We start from the raw sequence: 17,321 nt of genomic DNA, 5'->3' as shown, positions 1-17,321 counted from the left end.
TCAGCTCTCCACCAATCGACCCTCGGTGACGACATCGATGCCGTCGATGGACACGGTGCAGGCGCGCATTCCGATGTCGAGGTGTGCGTAGGAGTCTCGGCCGAGGACAGGGTGCGGGCCGGTGGACCACAGGAAGCTGCCGGCGAACGCGCGGGCGTCCATGCCCATGATGTCGTCCTTGCCGTACATCGCGGCCGCGAACCAGTCGCCGGTCTTCATCAGTCCCCAGCCCATGTGGGACAGGTAGCGCGCCCACTTGTCGTTGGAGTCGGCGAAGAACATGTTCAGCAGCGCCGCCTCGCCGCCGCCGGTGACCTCGTCGATGTGACCGTTGGTGACAGTCAGCGTCGTCTCGTCTCGGACGTACTCCTTGAACGGCAACAAGATGTCGCCCTCGGACAGCACGATCTTTCCGTTGGAGATCTCCGGCCAGCACAGCACCATCGTCGACGGCCAATGATCCCAGCGGCCCTTGTCGTCGGCGAAGCCCACCTGGAACTCGGGCTGCGAATTGCTCAGTTGCACGGTGAGATCGGTGCCGGCCTCGTTGGTGATGCGCATGGTCGAACCGTTGCGAATCAGATCGACGCCCGCCTGCACTCGCTCCTTGTCGCCGTCCTGGGGCATGTTGCGGATCAACACGTCCGGGGCGTCGCAGACGAAGATGATGCGCGTTCCGGCGGCCAGGATCTCCTGCTGGATGGGCGCGTGGATGAAGCCTTCACTGGTGAGGTCGACCACGAGGTCCGCGCCCTTGAGCATGTCCTGAGCCACCGAACTGTTCATGACCGACACCAGGCCGGGGCCTGCCCCGGTGTGGGTGCTCGGCATCGGGGCGGGACTGCCGCCGGGCACCGTTGCCGCGAGCACCTGGGCACCCAGGCTCTGGGCTGCACCGAAGGCAGCCGAGATGTAATCACCGCGGCTCGACGGTTCCGCGAGAATCACCACCTGCTCTCCGGGCCGAACTTTGCACAGCTCGAGCTGACGGGTGAATGCGCGTAACAGATCAGCTGATCGCAGATCGAACATCTCGGTTCCTCTCGTGATCGTTCTCGGTCGTACGTGTCTCGGTGATACCGCCCAGTCGGGCAAGGTCTTTCAGATAGGGCACTTCGTCGCGTGCGTCGAGCAACTCGCGTCGAGTCACTGTGGCCGATACCGATCCGACGCCCTCGTCCATCTCGACGATGGTGCGCCCCTGCGGTCCGACGATGACGCTGTGACCCGCGAACCGTGGGCCGTCGCCGGCCTGTCCGGTGAGTCCGGCGGCGGCGACGACGACGCCGTTCTCGAGTGCTCGGGACCGGGTCAGCAGCTTCCACACGTGCAGGCGAACGTGCCCGAATGCGGACGGCACAGCGATCACATCGGCTCCCCGCTGCACCAGATCGCGGACCGTCTCGGGAAAGCCTGCCTCGTAGCAGATCACGACGCCGATGGTGCCGAACGGAGTGCTGACCAGCAGTCCGCTCTCTGCTCCGGGAGTGAACACCGATTTCTCTCGGTCCCAGAGAAAACGCTTGTGTCCCACAGCCAGCAGGCCGTCCGGACCCACGACGAGCGAGCTGTCGAAGACGACTCCTGCGGAGTCGCGAAACACGATGGCCGTCACCAGAACCGTATCGGTATCGGCAGCGAGCTCACAGAGTGCGATCGATGTACGACCGGGTACCGACTCGGCCATCGAATCGAGATCGTCGAGATCGTAACCGCTGGCGAACAATTCGGGTAGGACGATCAGCTTGGACCCGGCGGCGGCGAGCGTACGCACTTCCGCAGCCACTGCATCGATGTTCTGCTGCCAGGCACCGGTCCGCGAACCGGTCTGCACCACAGCGATATCGAAAGTGTCGACGACCGGCTCGGTGTCGACGCCGCGCAGGCGGGCCGACGTGGTCATTGCGCCACTCGGTTCATGTCGGTGGTGTAGAACGGGCCGGCCAACCTGCCGAGGAATCGGTGTTGGAGTGTGTCGACATGCAGGTCGCTGGTGAGCAACCCGGGCCTGCTGGTCACTGTCGTCACGGTCCCGAGTACCAGGGTGTCCGAGCCGAGCGTGATTTCCTGCAACGTTCGGCATTCGAGCGATACCAGGGATTCGAGGACCGACGGAGCCGAGACCGACACCGACGGCACCGCGGTCATCTGCGAGAGCTCGAACTCGTCGATCTCCGCATCGACGGTGGCGAAACTCGCGGTCACCGCATCCACGGTGTCGGCGGACGGGATGTTGACGACGAATTCGCCGGTGTCGCGAATGTTGACCAACGTGTCCTTGAGCTCTCCGGGGGACCCGATGCGCTCGCCGATGGAGATCATCAGCGTCGCCGGATTGCGCGAGGCGACGTTGAAGAAGCTGAACGGTGCCAGGTTGCGAACGCCGTCGCCGGAGACGGTCGAGATCCACGCGATCGGACGAGGTTGCACCGCGCAGGACAGCAGTTTGTACACATCCCCCGACGACATCGAATCGATGTCGTGGCGGGTGCGATCCGTGAGCTCCAGAGAGTCGCCTACCTGGGAAGTCATCGAAACGAGCCTTCTTTCGCTTGCTGTGCAACCGGTCGTGCAACCGATTGCGTTGCTCTGACGATAGAGGGGTTTCGAGCTCGATGTCGAGCTTTGAACGACAAATCCGGAACCAATTAATGGCACCGTTACACGGGCACCGGCCGCGTAACCTCCGCCTTACTCGCCGCGCAGACCGGCCCGCGCCGAATCGGTCGCACTGTCGGGTCTACGCGGGGGCCCGTACCCCTCCGACGTCCCGTCGACGATGCGCACCTCGTCCTCCCACGGCAGTCGATAGGTTCCGTCGGCCAGGTCGCGAACGTAGGTGTACGGGCAGTCCTGCGCGCCACCGGCCAGGGCAGTGAACCCGCGATGTCCCAGTTGGTAGATGTTGTTCTCGACTCCCCATTCTCGACGTGCCGCATCGGCCCTGGCCGGTTCGATCGACACGGTCACCACTCGATCGGGTGTCGAATCGCCGCGCTCGACGATGGTTCCTTCGTAGTCGCACACCATCGCCTCGCCCATCGACGGGATGCCGTTGCCGTCCTCCCCCGCCAGACACACCGATGCCGTGTACGCCAAGTTGTGAAAGGCATTGGCCTCGTTGGTGATACGCCAGGACTGCCGCAGCGGAAACTTGTACCCCGCCGTGCGCAGCAGCACGTTCGCACCGCGGTAGCTCGCCTCCCTGGCGACTTCGGGGAACATCCCGTCATGACAGATCAACAACGACAGAACCGAGCCCTTGGGCCCAGGGCAGACCGGCAGACCCATATCGCCTGGCTCCCAGGGCTCCTTGGGCGTCCAGGGATGGAGTTTGCGGACGTACAGGGCTATGTCGCCTCGGTCGTCGACGATGATTCCGGAGTTGAACGGCGCTCCGCCGGGGTTGCGTTCCATGATGCTGAAACACCCCCACACTGCCGACTCACGGCACGCGTCGCGCAATCGCTCCACCTGCGGACCGTCCATATCGCACATCACCTCGTCGGATGCCCACGAGGACTTGCGTAAGCCGTGCAGCGAATACTCCGGGAACACCACGAGATCCAGGGCCGAGAAGCCGGCCTTCGCCTCACGCAACTGCCTGCACACGCGATCGGTCGTCGCATCCACGTCGGCCATGCTGGTGATCAGCGGAACCTGCTGTTGAACCAGGCCGAGCGTGAGCGACGTCGGCGATGGATTGAGACCACCCAAACCTGTCATCGAATGTCCGTTCCTCGAGAGCAACTTGTTGCGCAAACGATTGCGCACGGTGCTAGCTTAGGGGTCATCAGGGGTCGGGGCAGCGCCGACGGAGGATCGAGGGGAACCGCCAGTGGACAGCACTACGTCGGGAAGCGTCACGCTCAAAACGGTCGCAGCTGCTGCGGGAGTACATGTCTCGACCGTTTCCCGAGCTCTCCGACGCGTCGCGCTCGACCCGGCCGGTGCCAGCGCAGGAGATCTGCGATTGTTCGAGCTGGCCCGCGAGATGGAGTACGTCCCCAACCCCAATGCGGCGAGCTTGACCACCAAGAAGTCCACCGCGTTCGGAGTACTCGTCCCGCGATTGACCGACGTGGTGCTCTCGGCGATGTACGACGCCATCGAGGAAACAGCGAACCGGGCCGGGTACGAGACCTTCGTCGCCAACACCCACGACGATCCGATTCAGCAGCGTCGACGCATCGATCTGTTGCTCGGCCGCAACGTCGACGGCCTCATCTTCGGTGACGCTCGCCTCGACAGCGAGAACCTCGAGGACCTCCACCGCCGAGGAATCAAGTTCGTGCTCATCAGCCGTAGATACCCGGGGATGACCTCGGTGACGTGCGACGACCATCGGGGCGGCTACCTTGCCGGCGAGCACTTGGCCAGGCTCGGCCACACCCGAGTGGGGATCGTGTCCGGCCCGGCGTGGGCCAGCACCGGAATCGACCGATCGGAGGGCTGCCGAGCTGCCCTCCGCGATGCAGGCATCGACGTTCCCGACGAGTACGTACGGGAAGAGGGCTTCGATCCCGAGGCCGGACGACGCGGGGCCACAGCACTTCTGGCGTTACCGACACCTCCGACCGCGATCTTCGCGACCAACGATTTCAGTGCCATCGGAGTCCTCGGAGTCCTGCGCGAAGCGCAGTTGCAGCCGGGCCGCGACATTGCGGTCGTCGGCTACAACGACATCTCGATCTGCAGCGAACTGACGGTGCCCTTGACGACAATTCACAGTCCCCACCGCGAAATCGGCACACGCGCAGCCGAAATGCTGTTGGCCGTCACCCACGGGCTGCCGGTGTCCTCGGTGGCACTCACACCGACGCTGGTCGTCCGCGACTCCACGGTCCCGGGGCGAAATGCGCCCTCACTCTCCGACCAACGCGTCGGTACGTGATCGAAGCGGGGCCGTCGCGGGTCCACGCTCGGTGACGGCAAGCGCCGCAGCAGCATTCGCCCGCAACGACGCCTCGTACAGGTCGAGTCCGCGCGAAAGTCCCGCCAACAACACACCGGCGTGCGCATCGCCTGCGCCGTTGGAGTCGACCGCCTGCACCTCGAACCCCGGCACCGACTGTGGGGATCGCCGCCTGCCCGCAATCCGACAACCGTCAGGCCCGGTACGGAGCACCACCGACGCCTCGGGCCGCAGCCTCGCCGCCAATTCGGCTGCGATGGAATCGAGATCGACCTCGCCTGTCATGAGCGTGCCCTCGCGCAAGTTGACACTGACGATGTCGGCCCGAGCAAGTACGGCGTCCACGACGCGTCGGTTCAAAGTCGCGATCAGCGGAGACGGATCGAACAGGACCACAACTTCGTCCGAGAGCGAAGGGAGCCACTCGGTCAGTGCCGCGGCGTTGCTCTGGTGTGCCAGTCCATAGCCGGTGACGTAGACGAGATCACCGCCTCGAACTGCGGTTGCCTCCAGGTCCGCAACGCTCAACTCGGCCTCGGCTCCCGGGTACGTCACGAATGTTCGCTCGGCATGCGCGTCGACGAGGGCGATGCAGAATCCCGAGTCCTTCGGCAGTGGTCGGTTATTGACCACGAGCGCACCGCTGACGGCGAGCGCGTCACGCACGATCGAGCCGTAGTGTCCCGAACCGAATCTACCGGCGAACACCACCGGAAGGTCATCACGAATCGCGGCGACCATGACGTTGAGGCCACCGCCCGCTGTCTCGTTCAATGACGTCGCCACGACGTCTCCGCCCGGGGTCGGGACCTCGGGAACGGCCATCACGACGTCGACGATGACCTGGCCGGTGTGGATCAGCCGCGGACTCACCGCGCTACGGTCTCGATGCGGCGGGCTCCACCGGTGGCGAGATACAGACCGGCCGCGACCACGAACGACGCGACCCAGCCGAGGCCATTGTCACCGATCCAGCTGCCCGACAAGGGCCCGGTGTAGATGACGTCGCCATCCACAGCGATGGCAGTGAACAGGAACCCCACGACGATGCCCGCTGCCCAGCTGACGAACGCATACCAGTTGACTCCTGCGGAATACCAGTAGCGGCTGGTGTTCCCGATGTTCATGATCGATGCCGCATCGTAGGTCTTGCGCTTGATCATGTCGGACATGAACACCCCGAGCCATGCTGTCAGCGGAACCGCCAGAACCGAGATGAACGTGATGAACGGGCCGTAGAAACCGTCGGAGATCAGCATGAAGTAGATGGCACCGACAAACGTGACGAACACGTCCACTCCGACCGCGTAGACCCGCTTGATTCGGAATCCGAGTGTCAAGGTGGTCAGACTGGCCGAGTAGACCGAAAGATGATTGGAGAGAAGCAATCCGCCGAACGCGGTGATCAGGTACGGAACGGCCATCCAAGCCGGAAGAATCTCCCGGATAGCCGCGACCGGATCCGACGCGGACGCGAGGCTGTTGTCGCCGGCCGAGAGCAGTGCGCCGAGACCGATCAGCAGTACGAGCGGTATGCCGGCACCTGCTGCGCTGGACAACACCAACGAACCGGCTCCGACGCTCTTGCGCTGGTAGCGCGACATGTCGGCTCCGGCGTTGGCCCAGCCGATACCTGTTCCGGCAGCGATGGTTCCGACACCGATCACCATCGCACTGATCGATCCCGCCGGGGTACTGGTCACGGCGGTCCAATCGACCGTCGCGATCAAGAAGACTGCAACGAAGATGTTCAAGGCACCGAAGATCCACGTCGACCAGCGCTGAATGACGAGAATGGCCGAGTGCCCGAGCCCGCTGACGACGAGCGTGAGCACGATGAAGATGACGATCGACACGATCGTCACGACGGGATGATCCTTGGCTGCACCGGATCCACCGAAGATCAGAGTGAAGATCGACAGCAGCACGAACGCTGCGGTTGTGGTGTTGACGGTTTCCCAACCGAGCCTCGACATCAACGACACCAGGGTGGGTCCGATGTTGCCTCGGACCCCGAACGTGGCCCGCGACAGTGTCAGGCTGGGGGCACCACCGCGTTTACCCGCGATCGAGACGATGCCGACGATGGCGAAGGAACCGGCGGCACCGATCAGCGCCACGATCAGCGCCTGCCAGATGTTCAGCCCGGTGAAGACCACGAGGGTGGCACCGAGCGGTAGCCCCAGGATGGAGATGTTCGCGGCGAACCACACCCAGAACAGCTGTAGTGGATTACCGTTGCGCTCGTTGTCCGGGACGGGCTCGATCCCGCGAGTTTCCAGCGAGAGAGCGTCGGCCGCGGTGTCCGAGACGGGGGCGGAGGCGGAAGAGGTCATGGTTGTGCTCCAAAGTGAGTCGAACTGTGTCAGTTCGTATTACGGAGAGCGAGCAGTCGATCGACGAGGGGCTCGAGATTGAGCGAGTTGACGTCGGTGACCGTTCGTATCGCTTCGCCGGGCCACGCTGCCAGGCCACCGACGGCACCGCGGACAGCACCTGCTATCGCTGCGATGGTGTCGGTGTCGCCGCCGATGGTGGCGGCTGCCAGTACGACGTCCCACGGGTCGTCGTACGCAGCGGCCAGAGCAAAGGCCGCTACCACTGATTCCTGTGACGCAACGGACGTACCGACGATGTCGGCGACCGTATCCGTGATGTGTTCGTCGGTGGTGTTGCCGACCAACTGGACCGCCCACCGGATTCGGGTCGCGATGTCTCCACCGGCAACCCAGTATCCGCGGGTGGCACCCTCGGCCGCAGCAGCAACACCGATGTCGACTGCTTCGGGTAGGTCCGCGCCCGCGATGCCGGCACTGATCGCGCCGGCAACCGCTGCGGCAGAGGCTATTCCGAGGGAAGTATTGTGGGTGACGAAGCTGCATCGGAAGATCGCATCGACGAACGAGCTCATGCCGCCGTCCAGCGAAGCTGCGATAGCCGCAGGGGTAATACGCATGGCCGCACCGTTGGTGCTGCCGAATCTGCCGGCTTCGGTCGGATCCGATCCGTCGAGAATGCGTTCGACGGCACGCTTGGTCGACGGACCGAGAAGGTCGAGCGATCCGCGTGCATTCATGCCCGCTTCCCAGGCGATCAGGGCGTGCGCGAACGACGTCGGGTCGACGACACCGCTCCCGTCGATGATCAACTGCGCCAACATGATCGCTTGCTCGGTATCGTCGGTGATCGAACCGGCAGGCATGCCGTGTGCGATGAGCTGACGTGGGCCGGCGTCGACGAACCCTGTCAACTGGCCGTAGTCCTCGGCGATATCCCTGCGACACATCGACTGTGTCGGCATTCCCAGCGCATCGCCCAGGGCTAGGCCGTAGAAGGCCCCGAGGGCGCGATCGCGTGAAGCAGGCATCGAAACAGTCCTTGCCGAGAGTGGGGTGATCGATCATGAATTGAAAGTGAGGTGGAGCCGAAAACGTTCGGGCGCGAGCAGACTGACGACCTTCTCGACGAACTGTCCCGACGCGTCTCGGCTGACACGGATGCTGTGCAGGTACGGGGTGCCCACCGGCACTTCGAGAACGGCAGCGTCGGCCGCGTCGACCGGAACCACCGAGACCCATTGCTCGCCACTGGCAGCCACGAGCCCCGCGAACCTCAAGGTTGCCGTCAGTGAGTCCTCCACCAATCCGTTCTCGGGCAGGTCCGTGAGCGGACCGAGTGCGGGAATACGGCTGCGCTCCAACGACACAGGTCGCCCGTCGACCACGTGTCGCACTCGGTCGACGGCAACGAAGTTCAGTGTGGAAGTACCGGCCTCGGCTGCCAACTCGGGATCGACGATGCGCTCGATACGGAGAGTACGGGTGTGCATCTCGACGCCCGCAGATGACAGTGCCCGTGCCCACCCGTCGGCCGTCTCGATCTGATGGCCATCGAAGGTGACGAGTGATCCTATGCCACTGCGCTTTTCGATGAGCTTCTGATCTTCCAACTCACTGAGTGCAGAACGAATGGTTCCACGACTGACCGAGAACAAGCGGGCGAGTTCGTTCTCTCCTGGCAGGAACGAACCCGAGGGGATGTCGCCGGACTCGATGGTGTTCTTGAGTGAGGCGAGCACCTGATGGCGCTTGTGCCGCGCACGCTCCGATGTGCGCTGAGTCATAGCAGGCTCGGTCATGCCAGCACCGTACATCGCAAAAGTGAACCTGTACAGAGCCTGTCCAATTTACTGCCCGCCTGTAAAAATTTATTGCCCGCCCGTAAATAGGGGCAGTCCCGGTCTCCCATGGGAACCACGGAAAGATCGCTACGTGACGCAGATCGCTACAGTCCTCTACCGGCACGTTCACCGTGACAGCCCTCCGTTGCGTTCACTTCGATGTTTGGCAGACCCTCGGTCCAGGGAAGGCGTCGAGAAGACGCAGCCGAGGCACATCGGTGCGTCACCGAATTTTGAGGAGACAGTGAAATGCCCACCACAGTGGCCGATCAACTCGTTCGAGGACTCGTCGACGCCGGCGTTCAGCGCATCTACGGCATCGTCGGCGACAGTCTAAATCCGGTGGTCGACGCGGTGCGCCGTACCGGTGGATCGGCCAAGGGCGGCATCGACTGGATTCATGTTCGACACGAGGAGGCCGCAGCGTTCGCTGCTTCGGCCGACGCGCAGACCACCGGCACGTTGGCCGTCTGCGCCGGCTCCTGCGGACCAGGCAACCTGCATCTGATCAACGGCCTCTACGACGCACACCGTTCCGGCGCACCGGTTCTGGCGATCGCGTCGCACATTCCCAGCAGCGAGATCGGCTCGGGCTACTTCCAGGAAACGCACCCCGACCGTCTCTTCGGTGAATGCTCGCTCTACAACGAATTCGTCTCCACTGCCGACCAGGCTCCCCGGGTGTTCCGCGCGGCGATCAACGCCTCCATCACCGGCGGCGGGGTGTCGGTCGTGACACTCCCCGGCGATATCGCCGAGCTGTCGGCGTCCGGCACGATGGATCCCATTGCCGTTCCGTCCACACCGGTCGTCACACCGCCTGCGGCGGACATCCAGAAGCTGGCCGACGCCATCAACAACGCCGAGAAGGTTGCCATCTTCGCCGGCTACGGCGTCAAGGGTGCCCACGACGAAGTGGTCGCGTTCGCCGACACGATCGGCGCTCCCGTCGGACATTCGTTGCGCGGCAAGGAGTTCATCCAGTACGACAACCCGTACGACGTCGGAATGACGGGCTTGCTCGGGTACGGCGCAGCCCATGCGGGTATCCACGACGCAGACCTGCTCATCCTGCTCGGCACCGATTTTCCGTACCAGCAGTTCCTGCCGGAGGACGTCACCACCGCACAGATCGATATCGATCCGACGAAGCTCGGACGCCGAACCTCGGTCCAGTACCCGATTCACGGTGATGTTCTCGCGACGTTGAATGCGTTGCAGCCGTTGGTCACTCGCAAGACCGACCGCCGGTACGTGGAGAAGTGGGTGGACAAGCACAACGACCTCATGGGCAAGACGATCGGCGCATACACCCGCAACGCCGAGAAGCTCGTTCCCATCCACCCCGAATACGCCGCGTCGGTGCTCGATGACCTCGCCGCCGACGACGCCGTCTTCACCACCGACACCGGAATGTGCAATGTGTGGACCGCGCGCTACATCAACCCCACTGGCAGAAGGGCCTTCGTCGCGTCGATGCTGCATGGTTCCATGGCCAATGCCCTGCCGCACGCCATTGGAGCGCAGTTCGCCAACCCGGGCCGCCAGGTCGTCTCGATCTCCGGCGACGGCGGGTTCTCGATGCTGCTCTCCGAACTCCTGACCGTCGCGATGTACAAGCTGCCCGTCAAGATCGTGCTGTTCGACAATTTCACGCTCGGCATGGTCAAGGCCGAGATGCTCGTCGACGGTCTGCCCGACTTCGGCGTCGACGTGCCGCAGGTCGATTACACCGGCATCGCTGCCGCCGCCGGCATTCACGCACAACGCGTCGAACAGCCCGGTGACATTCGCAGTGCACTCGAAACCGCTTTTGCGGTCGACGGTCCGGCACTGGTCCAGCTGATCACCGACCCGATGGCGCTGTCGGTGCCGCCGACCATCACCGGGGAGCAGATCAAGGGATTCGCGCTCGCGATGAGCAAGGTCGTGCTCAACGGTGGCGTCGGCGAGGCAGTCCGGATGGCCAAGTCGAATCTGCGCAACGTGCCACGGCCGTAGCAACGTCTCGTACGCAGCGGTGCGATCATCGAGGTGATCGGACGGGCGGTTATTGTCGACACACCGCCCAAACCGGACACCTCGATCCGGTAACCGACCGTTCCGGAAGGCACAACCATGGCCATCGACTACACCCGCAAGCCCTCGACCGGGCAGAACCCAGCGCAGCAAAGCGGAGCTCCCGTCAGCCTGAGCAAAGTGACGCTGTCCAAGGCGTCACCGACGATCAGCCTCACCAAGTCCGGTGAGAAGCAGGGTTCGATGCGGGTGAACCTGAATTGGTCGACCGGCGCACCCGCGGCACAGCCGAAGAAGAAGGGCTTCCTGGCCAAGCTGGCCGCGGCGTCGTACGGCTCCGGCGGTGTCGATCTCGACCTCGGCTGCCTCTACGAACTGCGCGACGGTTCCAAAGGCGTCGTCCAGGCACTCGGAAACAGCTTCGGTTCACTGCAGGATGCCCCGTTCATCGCGCTCGACGGTGACGATCGCTCCGGTTCGGTCAGCGGCGGCGAGAACATGCACATCAACCTTGCCCATCCCGAGAAGTTAGCTCGAATCCTGATCTTCGCGATGATCTACGACGGCGCACCGAACTGGGCAGCGGTGGACGGGGTGGTGACGCTGTACCCCACCAGCGGACCACAGGTCGAGGTACGCCTCGACTCGGCCGAGAACTCCGCTCGAATCTGCTCGATCGCATTGTTGGAGAACACTTCTGCGGGGATCACCGTCACCCGCGAGGTCGAGTACATCCAGGGCAGCCAGGCCGACCTCGACAAGAAGTACGGTTGGGGACTGCGCTGGGCGGCGGGTCGCAAGTAGTCAGAGAGGTTGCGGCGGAGTCATTTCCAGCCGCACGCCGATCAATCGAACCTCGCGAGTGTGGTCGAGGCGATCGACGAGGGCCACCGCAGCCGAGGTCAGAATCTCGGGATCGAAGGTCGGCGCACCGACGATCGGTGCGCTGACGGTATGCGTCTCGAACGGCGCGTAGCGGATCTTCAGTGCCGCCCGAACTGCCGGCCGGTTCTCGGCTTCGATGTCGGCCAACACCTTCGACGTCAAGCCGGCGATCTCGTCTCGGATGACCGCCCAGTCGGCGACGTTGGTCTGGAACGTGACCTCACGGCTGTGCGACCGTGCAACCCAGGGCTCGGACGTCACCGGCGCGAGGTCGATGCCTCGCCCTTTCGTGCCGAGCCACGGACCGATCTTCGGTCCGAACGCGGCGGCGAGGTCCACGTCCCCGGCATCGGCAAGTTCTCGGACTGTCGAGATGCCGAGGGCGGCCAGCCTCTTCGAGATCTTCTTGCCGATCCCCCACAGCGCATCGGTACTGCGATCGCCCATCACCTCGAACCAGTTGTCCTGTGTGAGCCGGTAGACGCCCTGCGGCTTGTCGAAGTCGGTGGCGATCTTGGCTCGTAACTTGTTGTCTCCGATGCCCACCGAGCAATGCAGCCCCGTCGCGTCGAAGACAGCGTCGTGCACTGTCTTCGCTACCCCCTCGGGGTCATCGGTCTCGACACCGAGAAAAGCCTCGTCCCAACCGATCACCTCGACGACGAATCCCAACGTCCGCAGAGTGTCCATCACCATCGCCGACGCCTCGTCGTACGCAGGCTTGTCCACGGGGAGGAAGACCGCGTCGGGAATCTTCTTCGCGGCGACGCGCAATGGCATTCCGGATCCGACGCCCTTCGCACGCGCCTCGTAGGAGGCGGTCGAGACCACCCCACGCTCGGTGGGATCTCCCCTGCCGCCGACCACCACTGCCTTGCCCGCCAGATCCGGATTGCGGAGCACTTCCACGGCAGCGATGAACTGATCGAGGTCGACGTGCAGTACCCATCGGCGACGCGCGATGTCGGTCGAAGCGCTCCCGGTCATGGTGTTCAGTGTGCCCGTGGTGTCTCATGACGCCATGACGAAATCGATTTCTCGCACCATCGGGCGGGTCGTGTTGGGGGCGTTCCTCGTCTTCGCCGGGCTCAGCCACCTCTTCTGGGCGCGCAGCACCTTCGCCGCTCAGGTGCCGACGTGGATGCCGATCAGTGTCGATTTCGTGGTGCTGGCATCGGGCGTCGTGGAGATCGTGCTCGGCCTGGCGCTGCTGTTCTGGACTGCTCGCGCGCCGCTCGTCGGTTGGGTTGTTGCCGCGTTCTTCGTCGCGGTGTTCCCCGGCAACATCTCGCAGTTCTTCAACCACACGAACGCCTTCGGCCTCGACTCCGACACGGCACGAGGAATCCGATTGCTGTTCCAACCATTACTGATCGTGTGGGCACTGTGGTGCACCGGGGCATGGGCGCAGTACCGACAGTCACGACATGGACGCAGCAGGCGTCAGTAGGTCGACCGTTGCTCTGCTGGGGCAATGCCGTGGTGCAACTGCGCCACGTCAGGGTGCGCTCGCGTTCGGGACTTCCACGCGTTTTCGCCGTAGGTGCGATAGATGGGGTTGTCGGGATCGTTCTCGACGCCTCGTGACTGCAGCGCCAACTCCGGTGGCAGTTCGATGACAGGTACGACGGCATCGAGGGCGGGGCTCAGGAAGTGGGGCACGGAGACTCGATCGGTGCCGGGCCCGGGCGCGACCACCCGATGCCGCGTCGCCCGTAGATAGCCGCCGGTCGCCACTTCCAACAGCTCACCGATGTTGACGATGAACGCCCCGTCCAGCGGCGGCACATCGATCCATGTGTCGGGCGTCGTCTCCACCTGCAGGCCGGTCGAGTCCGGCTCGACGAGCAGCAGCGTCAACACCCCGGAGTCCTTGTGCGCACCGACGCCCTGCGAATGATCGGAAGTACCCGGGTAACGCACGACCTTCATCAGTGTCGCGGGAGCGGTGGCGAAAGCGTCGTCGAATACGTTCTCGGGCGCTCCCAGGGAGTGTGCCCAATGCCGAAGCAGCCGGAGTCCAAGACCCGACAACGTCCGTTCCCACTGCTCGAACGTCTCTCTGAATCCTGCGGGCTGCGAAGGCCAGAGATTGGGGCCCTGAAGATTCCAGTAGCCCGCCGCACCCTCGATTGCCGGACGTTCGGGACCGATGTCGATCTGCTCCCGCCAATCCACCCGACCGTTGGTCAGCTCGCCACCCACCCGCGAGTAACCGCGGAAGTGCGGGCTCTTCAGCTGACTGATCTCGTCCTTGACATGGTCCGGCACGGCGAAGAACTCACGCGCTATGCGAAGCACATCGTGCATACGAGCGTTCTCGATCCCGTGTCCGACGAGATAGAAGAAGCCGGACCCGTGAGCCGCTTCACGCAGCGACAGCTCGAACGAGCGGGGGTCGTCATCGGCCAGACCGAGATCCAGAACGGGAAGCATGCTCGCAATTGTCCTCCCCACCTGACGCGTCGGCCAGCACTGTTGAGGTTCGGTGAATATCGGCGCGTGGATGCCAGACTGGACGCCATGAGCCCTGAAGCACTCGACATCACCGTCGTCGGTCACGGCGCAGCGACCTACCCACCCGAGCAGTGCACACTCTCGCTCACCGTTCGCACCGACGGCCGCACGGCGGAGTCCGCGTCCGAACCCGCTCAGCAACTCGTCCGGGAGCTCACCAGACTGGTCGAGCCGCTCTACAACAGCGACGGCGGACCGATCGATCGTTGGTCGGTGGACCAGGTGCGCCACTCGCGCCACCGCCCGTTCAACAACGACGGAGAACAACTCCCTTACGTCTACCAAGCCGAGGCGTCGGTGGAGGTGCAGTTCAGCCAACTCGATCTGGTGGACGCGTTCGTCTACGCAGCCTCTGCACTGGAGGGAGTGTCGATCGACCACTTCGACTGGGACCTCACCGAATCCAGCAGAACCGCTCGTACGCTCGCGGTCCGAGAACTCGCTGTGCGCGACGCCGTCTCCAAGGCCGAGGCCTATGCATCGAGCCTGGGCCGTTCGGGCGTGCACGCTGTGGCGATAGCCGACCCGGGCCTGCTTCCTGGGACCACCGAACATGGTGGAGCCGAGCCCTCCGCTCGCATGTTCGCCGCGCAGTCGACCCCTGCCGGATTTGCACTGAAACCCGAGAACATCACGATCTCCGCGAGCGTGCACGCCCGGTTCACGGCCTCCTGACGCGTCGCGCCTAGGCTCGAATCATGAATCGAGACGATGCCCGACGCCTCTGGCCGCGGCCGCCGCTGCTGCCTCGTCCGATCCTGATGGATCAGCGCTGGGAACGGCTCGTCTTTCTGCATTGGCGAGTTCCGAGTTCGGCCGTCGCCCCGCTGTTGCCTCGCGGATGCACGCCCGACGAATTCGACGGCTCGTCGTGGGTCGGGCTGATCGGCTTCCACATGGTCGGTGCCGGCCTCGGTTACCGTCACCCCGTTCCGTACTTCGGCACGTTCGGTGAGATAAACGTGCGCCTGTACTCGATCGACGCGGAAGGTCGACGCGGCGTCGTGTTCCGATCTCTCGAGGCGTCCAGACTCGCAGTCGTGTTGGGCACCAATGCCGCTCGCATTCCGTATCGCTGGTCGTCGATCGACATAGACGACGACACGACGACAATCAGCTATCGAAGTCGGCGGCTCGCTCCCCCGCATCGCGGTGCCACGACCGACTTCGGAATCGTCCGAGGAACTCGCGATATGTCCGAGGACGCGCTCGCGGTCTTCCTCACCGCGAGGTGGGGCTTGCACACATCGTTGGCCGGGCGATTGCTCTACGTGCCGAACGTGCACCGACACTGGCAGCTGGTCGATGCTGAACTCACCCACTGCTCCGACGAGCTCGTCGCTGCGGCAGGCCTACCCGATGTCAGTACTCGGCCACCCGACTCGGTGCTGTACTCCCCCGGTGTAGAAACTCAGTTCGGCAAGCCCTACACCGTGCGCGGCCGGTAGAAGATCACGTGACCCGAGGATAGTTCGACGACCCAATCCCCCTCTGTGGCAGCACCGTCCGAGTGGGAACTCGACGTCACACTCTCCCGCAGTACGAGATACCCGGCGTCGAGGGCGAGGTCGAACAACAGCTCCGTGCCGTCCGAGAACTCGACGGCAGGGTCGTCGCCGGTCGAGAGCCGGACCACAGTGGCACCGATCGAAGGAAGCCTTTCGACGGTCGGGGGCTCTGCCTTCTGATGCTCGGGTGCGGGCCACGATTCGACGGCCCCTCCCGGTCCACACAACACGGTCGAACCGTCCACCGCGGTGTACTCCCAGGATTCGACTTCGTCTCGCGGGGCGGCCACCACCCTTTGCCTGCCCTCGAACGTCAGACGGAGAACACCGGCTTCGTCGTAGTCTGCGTCCTCGCAGACAAGACCGTGCAGTGTTGCGAAGGCTCGTAGACCCTCGAACTGATTGTCCTCATCGACAGTGAGGCCATCGATCACTACCTCACTGAAGGCAATGCTGGCTCCGTTGTCGAACTGAATGCTCAAATCGAAATCGAGCAGAATTCTGCTGATACGGCGCTGTTCGACAGGGAGTTTCATCGACATCGACTGTGCCACAGAATCTCGGCGACACCCACAAAGCCTCGCCGGGGAGAGGATGTTCGACCTGGCGGCGAGCGAATGCGCGCGCGTTCGTCGGGTGCGCGGGAAATGGTGACTGGTCGGGGCACGAATCCGCGCGCGGATAGCGAACGCGCGCGCGTCTGTGTCGGGGCAAACGCTCCGGAGCAGTTCGGGGCAGCGGTGTGCGCGCCTGGGTCCAGGGCCCGGCCGCCGCGAATGCGCGCGCGTTCGTCAGGTGCGCGGGAAATGGTGACTGGTCGGGGCGCGATTGTGCGCGCGGATAGCGAACGCGCTCGCGTCTGCGCTCGTGAGAGCGCGATTGTGCGCGCGGATAGCGAACGCGCGCGCGTTGGTCGTCGGGGCGCGCGTGTGTCCGCGCATGCTCATGTGTGGGTGGTTTCGAAATGCAGAATGGCCCTCGACCGTGGTCGGGGGCCATTCTGGGATGTTGTGTTCGGCGGTGTCCTACTCTCCCACACCCTGTCGAGTGCAGTACCATCGGCGCTGGAGGGCTTAGCTTCCGGGTTCGGAATGGGACCGGGCGTTTCCCCTCCGCTATGGCCGCCGTAACTCTGCGAAACAATGCAGATCACGAGCGAACCGTGTGTCCATCCCGATAGAGGGCTGGACGCGGATTCGTGTATTCGGTTGTGCTTGCTGAACAACTACTCGTGTGTTGTTTCAGATATTGCACAGTGGACGCGTAGCTTCTTTGTGGTAAGTCCTCGGCCTATTAG

The 17,321-nt window shown here is 63.9% G+C and carries 17 protein-coding genes and 1 rRNA gene; 6 read left to right on the top strand and 12 right to left on the bottom strand.

Annotated features, from left to right (window positions below; genetic code table 11):
* The 4 genes from CH256_RS08270 to CH256_RS08255 all read right to left on the bottom strand — a co-directional run bounded on the left by CH256_RS08270 (position 1) and on the right by CH256_RS08255 (position 3,726).
* Positions 1-1,032, bottom strand: coding sequence for a hypothetical protein (locus tag CH256_RS08270; protein WP_094639853.1), 1,032 nt, complete (start codon positions 1,030-1,032; stop codon positions 1-3).
* Entirely contained in the window at positions 1,010-1,903 is an 894-nt protein-coding gene (locus CH256_RS08265; protein WP_179272032.1) for a carbon-nitrogen hydrolase family protein, read from the bottom strand. Before CH256_RS08265 ends, CH256_RS08270 begins: the two co-directional genes overlap by 23 nt.
* Complete coding sequence (locus CH256_RS08260; protein ID WP_094639851.1) at positions 1,900-2,532, bottom strand: flavin reductase family protein; 633 nt, start codon at positions 2,530-2,532, stop codon at positions 1,900-1,902. The genes CH256_RS08265 and CH256_RS08260 overlap by 4 nt, the downstream gene beginning before the upstream one ends.
* 159 nt (positions 2,533-2,691) lie before the next feature.
* A complete protein-coding gene (locus CH256_RS08255; protein ID WP_094669267.1) occupies positions 2,692-3,726 on the bottom strand; it encodes a formamidase in 1,035 nt (344 codons plus the stop codon).
* Between the two features lie 112 nt (positions 3,727-3,838).
* Between CH256_RS08255 and CH256_RS08250 the strand changes: the two genes are divergently transcribed.
* The gene (locus tag CH256_RS08250) at positions 3,839-4,894 is read left to right on the top strand and encodes a LacI family DNA-binding transcriptional regulator (protein ID WP_094669255.1); all 1,056 of its coding nucleotides are present in this window, start codon (positions 3,839-3,841) and stop codon (positions 4,892-4,894) included.
* Here CH256_RS08250 and CH256_RS08245 read toward each other — a convergent pair.
* Genes CH256_RS08245 through CH256_RS08230 form a run of 4 tightly spaced genes read right to left on the bottom strand, consistent with a single transcriptional unit; the run spans position 4,865 to position 9,053 of the window.
* On the bottom strand, positions 4,865-5,788 hold the full coding sequence (locus CH256_RS08245) for a PfkB family carbohydrate kinase (RefSeq protein WP_218829130.1): 924 nt from the start codon (positions 5,786-5,788) through the stop codon (positions 4,865-4,867). The genes CH256_RS08250 and CH256_RS08245 overlap by 30 nt on opposite strands.
* Entirely contained in the window at positions 5,785-7,251 is a 1,467-nt protein-coding gene (locus tag CH256_RS08240; protein WP_094669253.1) for a purine-cytosine permease family protein, read from the bottom strand. Before CH256_RS08240 ends, CH256_RS08245 begins: the two co-directional genes overlap by 4 nt.
* A gap of 29 nt (positions 7,252-7,280) precedes the next feature.
* A complete protein-coding gene (locus CH256_RS08235) occupies positions 7,281-8,282 on the bottom strand; it encodes an ADP-ribosylglycohydrolase family protein (RefSeq protein WP_094669251.1) in 1,002 nt (333 codons plus the stop codon).
* A gap of 33 nt (positions 8,283-8,315) precedes the next feature.
* Positions 8,316-9,053 carry a GntR family transcriptional regulator gene (locus CH256_RS08230; RefSeq protein ID WP_218829129.1) on the bottom strand — a complete coding sequence of 246 codons (738 nt, stop codon included), beginning with the start codon at positions 9,051-9,053 and terminating at the stop codon, positions 8,316-8,318.
* A 291-nt stretch (positions 9,054-9,344) separates the two neighbouring features.
* Here CH256_RS08230 and CH256_RS08225 point away from each other — a divergent pair, with 291 nt between their 5' ends.
* Together CH256_RS08225 and CH256_RS08220 are read left to right on the top strand one after the other, a co-directional pair.
* Positions 9,345-11,096, top strand: coding sequence for a pyruvate dehydrogenase (locus CH256_RS08225; protein WP_094669248.1), 1,752 nt, complete (start codon positions 9,345-9,347; stop codon positions 11,094-11,096).
* A 117-nt stretch (positions 11,097-11,213) separates the two neighbouring features.
* Positions 11,214-11,918, top strand: a complete 705-nt coding sequence (locus tag CH256_RS08220) for a TerD family protein (protein ID WP_094669246.1) — start codon at positions 11,214-11,216, stop codon at positions 11,916-11,918.
* On the opposite strand, the gene CH256_RS08215 is transcribed toward CH256_RS08220, so the two are convergent.
* On the bottom strand, positions 11,919-12,986 hold the full coding sequence (locus CH256_RS08215) for a DNA polymerase IV (RefSeq protein WP_094669244.1): 1,068 nt from the start codon (positions 12,984-12,986) through the stop codon (positions 11,919-11,921).
* A gap of 34 nt (positions 12,987-13,020) precedes the next feature.
* Between CH256_RS08215 and CH256_RS08210 the strand changes: the two genes are divergently transcribed.
* Positions 13,021-13,449 (top strand): DoxX family protein, encoded by a 429-nt coding sequence (locus CH256_RS08210; protein WP_217901147.1) that lies wholly within the window; start codon positions 13,021-13,023, stop codon positions 13,447-13,449.
* Here the strand turns inward: CH256_RS08210 and CH256_RS08205 are convergent.
* A complete protein-coding gene (locus CH256_RS08205; RefSeq protein ID WP_094639838.1) occupies positions 13,443-14,435 on the bottom strand; it encodes an isopenicillin N synthase family dioxygenase in 993 nt (330 codons plus the stop codon). The two genes, CH256_RS08210 and CH256_RS08205, sit on opposite strands and share 7 nt — an antisense overlap.
* A gap of 87 nt (positions 14,436-14,522) precedes the next feature.
* On the opposite strand from CH256_RS08205, the gene CH256_RS08200 reads away from it, so the two are divergent.
* Both CH256_RS08200 and CH256_RS08195 read left to right on the top strand, forming a co-directional pair.
* Positions 14,523-15,191: an SIMPL domain-containing protein gene (locus CH256_RS08200; RefSeq protein WP_094640029.1), complete on the top strand. Its 669-nt coding sequence runs from the start codon at positions 14,523-14,525 to the stop codon at positions 15,189-15,191.
* 23 nt (positions 15,192-15,214) lie between these two features.
* Positions 15,215-15,964, top strand: a complete 750-nt coding sequence (locus CH256_RS08195; protein ID WP_255183387.1) for a YqjF family protein — start codon at positions 15,215-15,217, stop codon at positions 15,962-15,964.
* On the opposite strand, the gene CH256_RS08190 is transcribed toward CH256_RS08195, so the two are convergent.
* Both CH256_RS08190 and rrf read right to left on the bottom strand, forming a co-directional pair.
* Positions 15,943-16,560 carry a DUF6188 family protein gene (locus tag CH256_RS08190; protein ID WP_179272031.1) on the bottom strand — a complete coding sequence of 206 codons (618 nt, stop codon included), beginning with the start codon at positions 16,558-16,560 and terminating at the stop codon, positions 15,943-15,945. The two genes, CH256_RS08195 and CH256_RS08190, sit on opposite strands and share 22 nt — an antisense overlap.
* A 476-nt stretch (positions 16,561-17,036) precedes the next feature.
* Positions 17,037-17,153: ribosomal RNA gene (rrf, locus tag CH256_RS08185) — 5S ribosomal RNA — on the bottom strand.
* Positions 17,154-17,321: the final 168 nt, after the last annotated feature.

This window comes from Rhodococcus sp. 05-2254-6 (genome assembly GCF_002258565.1).
Taxonomy (GTDB): Bacteria; Actinomycetota; Actinomycetes; order Mycobacteriales; family Mycobacteriaceae; genus Rhodococcoides.
Note: the sequence above shows the minus strand (reverse complement) of the source record. Positions and strands in the feature narration are given on the sequence as shown.

Excerpts from the sequence above, each read along its gene's own strand:
- CH256_RS08235 (WP_094669251.1), bottom strand. The coding sequence starts at position 8,282 with ATGCCTGCTTCACGCGATCGCGCCCTCGGGGCCTTCTACGGCCTAGCC.
- CH256_RS08265 (WP_179272032.1), bottom strand. The coding sequence starts at position 1,903 with ATGACCACGTCGGCCCGCCTGCGCGGCGTCGACACCGAGCCGGTCGTC.
- CH256_RS08230 (WP_218829129.1), bottom strand. The coding sequence starts at position 9,053 with ATGACCGAGCCTGCTATGACTCAGCGCACATCGGAGCGTGCGCGGCAC.
- CH256_RS08205 (WP_094639838.1), bottom strand. The coding sequence starts at position 14,435 with ATGCTTCCCGTTCTGGATCTCGGTCTGGCCGATGACGACCCCCGCTCG.
- CH256_RS08220 (WP_094669246.1), top strand. The coding sequence starts at position 11,214 with ATGGCCATCGACTACACCCGCAAGCCCTCGACCGGGCAGAACCCAGCG.
- CH256_RS08190 (WP_179272031.1), bottom strand. The coding sequence starts at position 16,560 with ATGAAACTCCCTGTCGAACAGCGCCGTATCAGCAGAATTCTGCTCGAT.
- CH256_RS08215 (WP_094669244.1), bottom strand. The coding sequence starts at position 12,986 with ATGACCGGGAGCGCTTCGACCGACATCGCGCGTCGCCGATGGGTACTG.
- CH256_RS08260 (WP_094639851.1), bottom strand. The coding sequence starts at position 2,532 with ATGACTTCCCAGGTAGGCGACTCTCTGGAGCTCACGGATCGCACCCGC.
- CH256_RS08195 (WP_255183387.1), top strand. The coding sequence starts at position 15,215 with ATGAATCGAGACGATGCCCGACGCCTCTGGCCGCGGCCGCCGCTGCTG.
- CH256_RS08240 (WP_094669253.1), bottom strand. The coding sequence starts at position 7,251 with ATGACCTCTTCCGCCTCCGCCCCCGTCTCGGACACCGCGGCCGACGCT.
- CH256_RS08200 (WP_094640029.1), top strand. The coding sequence starts at position 14,523 with ATGAGCCCTGAAGCACTCGACATCACCGTCGTCGGTCACGGCGCAGCG.
- CH256_RS08270 (WP_094639853.1), bottom strand. The coding sequence starts at position 1,032 with ATGTTCGATCTGCGATCAGCTGATCTGTTACGCGCATTCACCCGTCAG.
- CH256_RS08210 (WP_217901147.1), top strand. The coding sequence starts at position 13,021 with ATGACGAAATCGATTTCTCGCACCATCGGGCGGGTCGTGTTGGGGGCG.
- CH256_RS08225 (WP_094669248.1), top strand. The coding sequence starts at position 9,345 with ATGCCCACCACAGTGGCCGATCAACTCGTTCGAGGACTCGTCGACGCC.
- CH256_RS08255 (WP_094669267.1), bottom strand. The coding sequence starts at position 3,726 with ATGACAGGTTTGGGTGGTCTCAATCCATCGCCGACGTCGCTCACGCTC.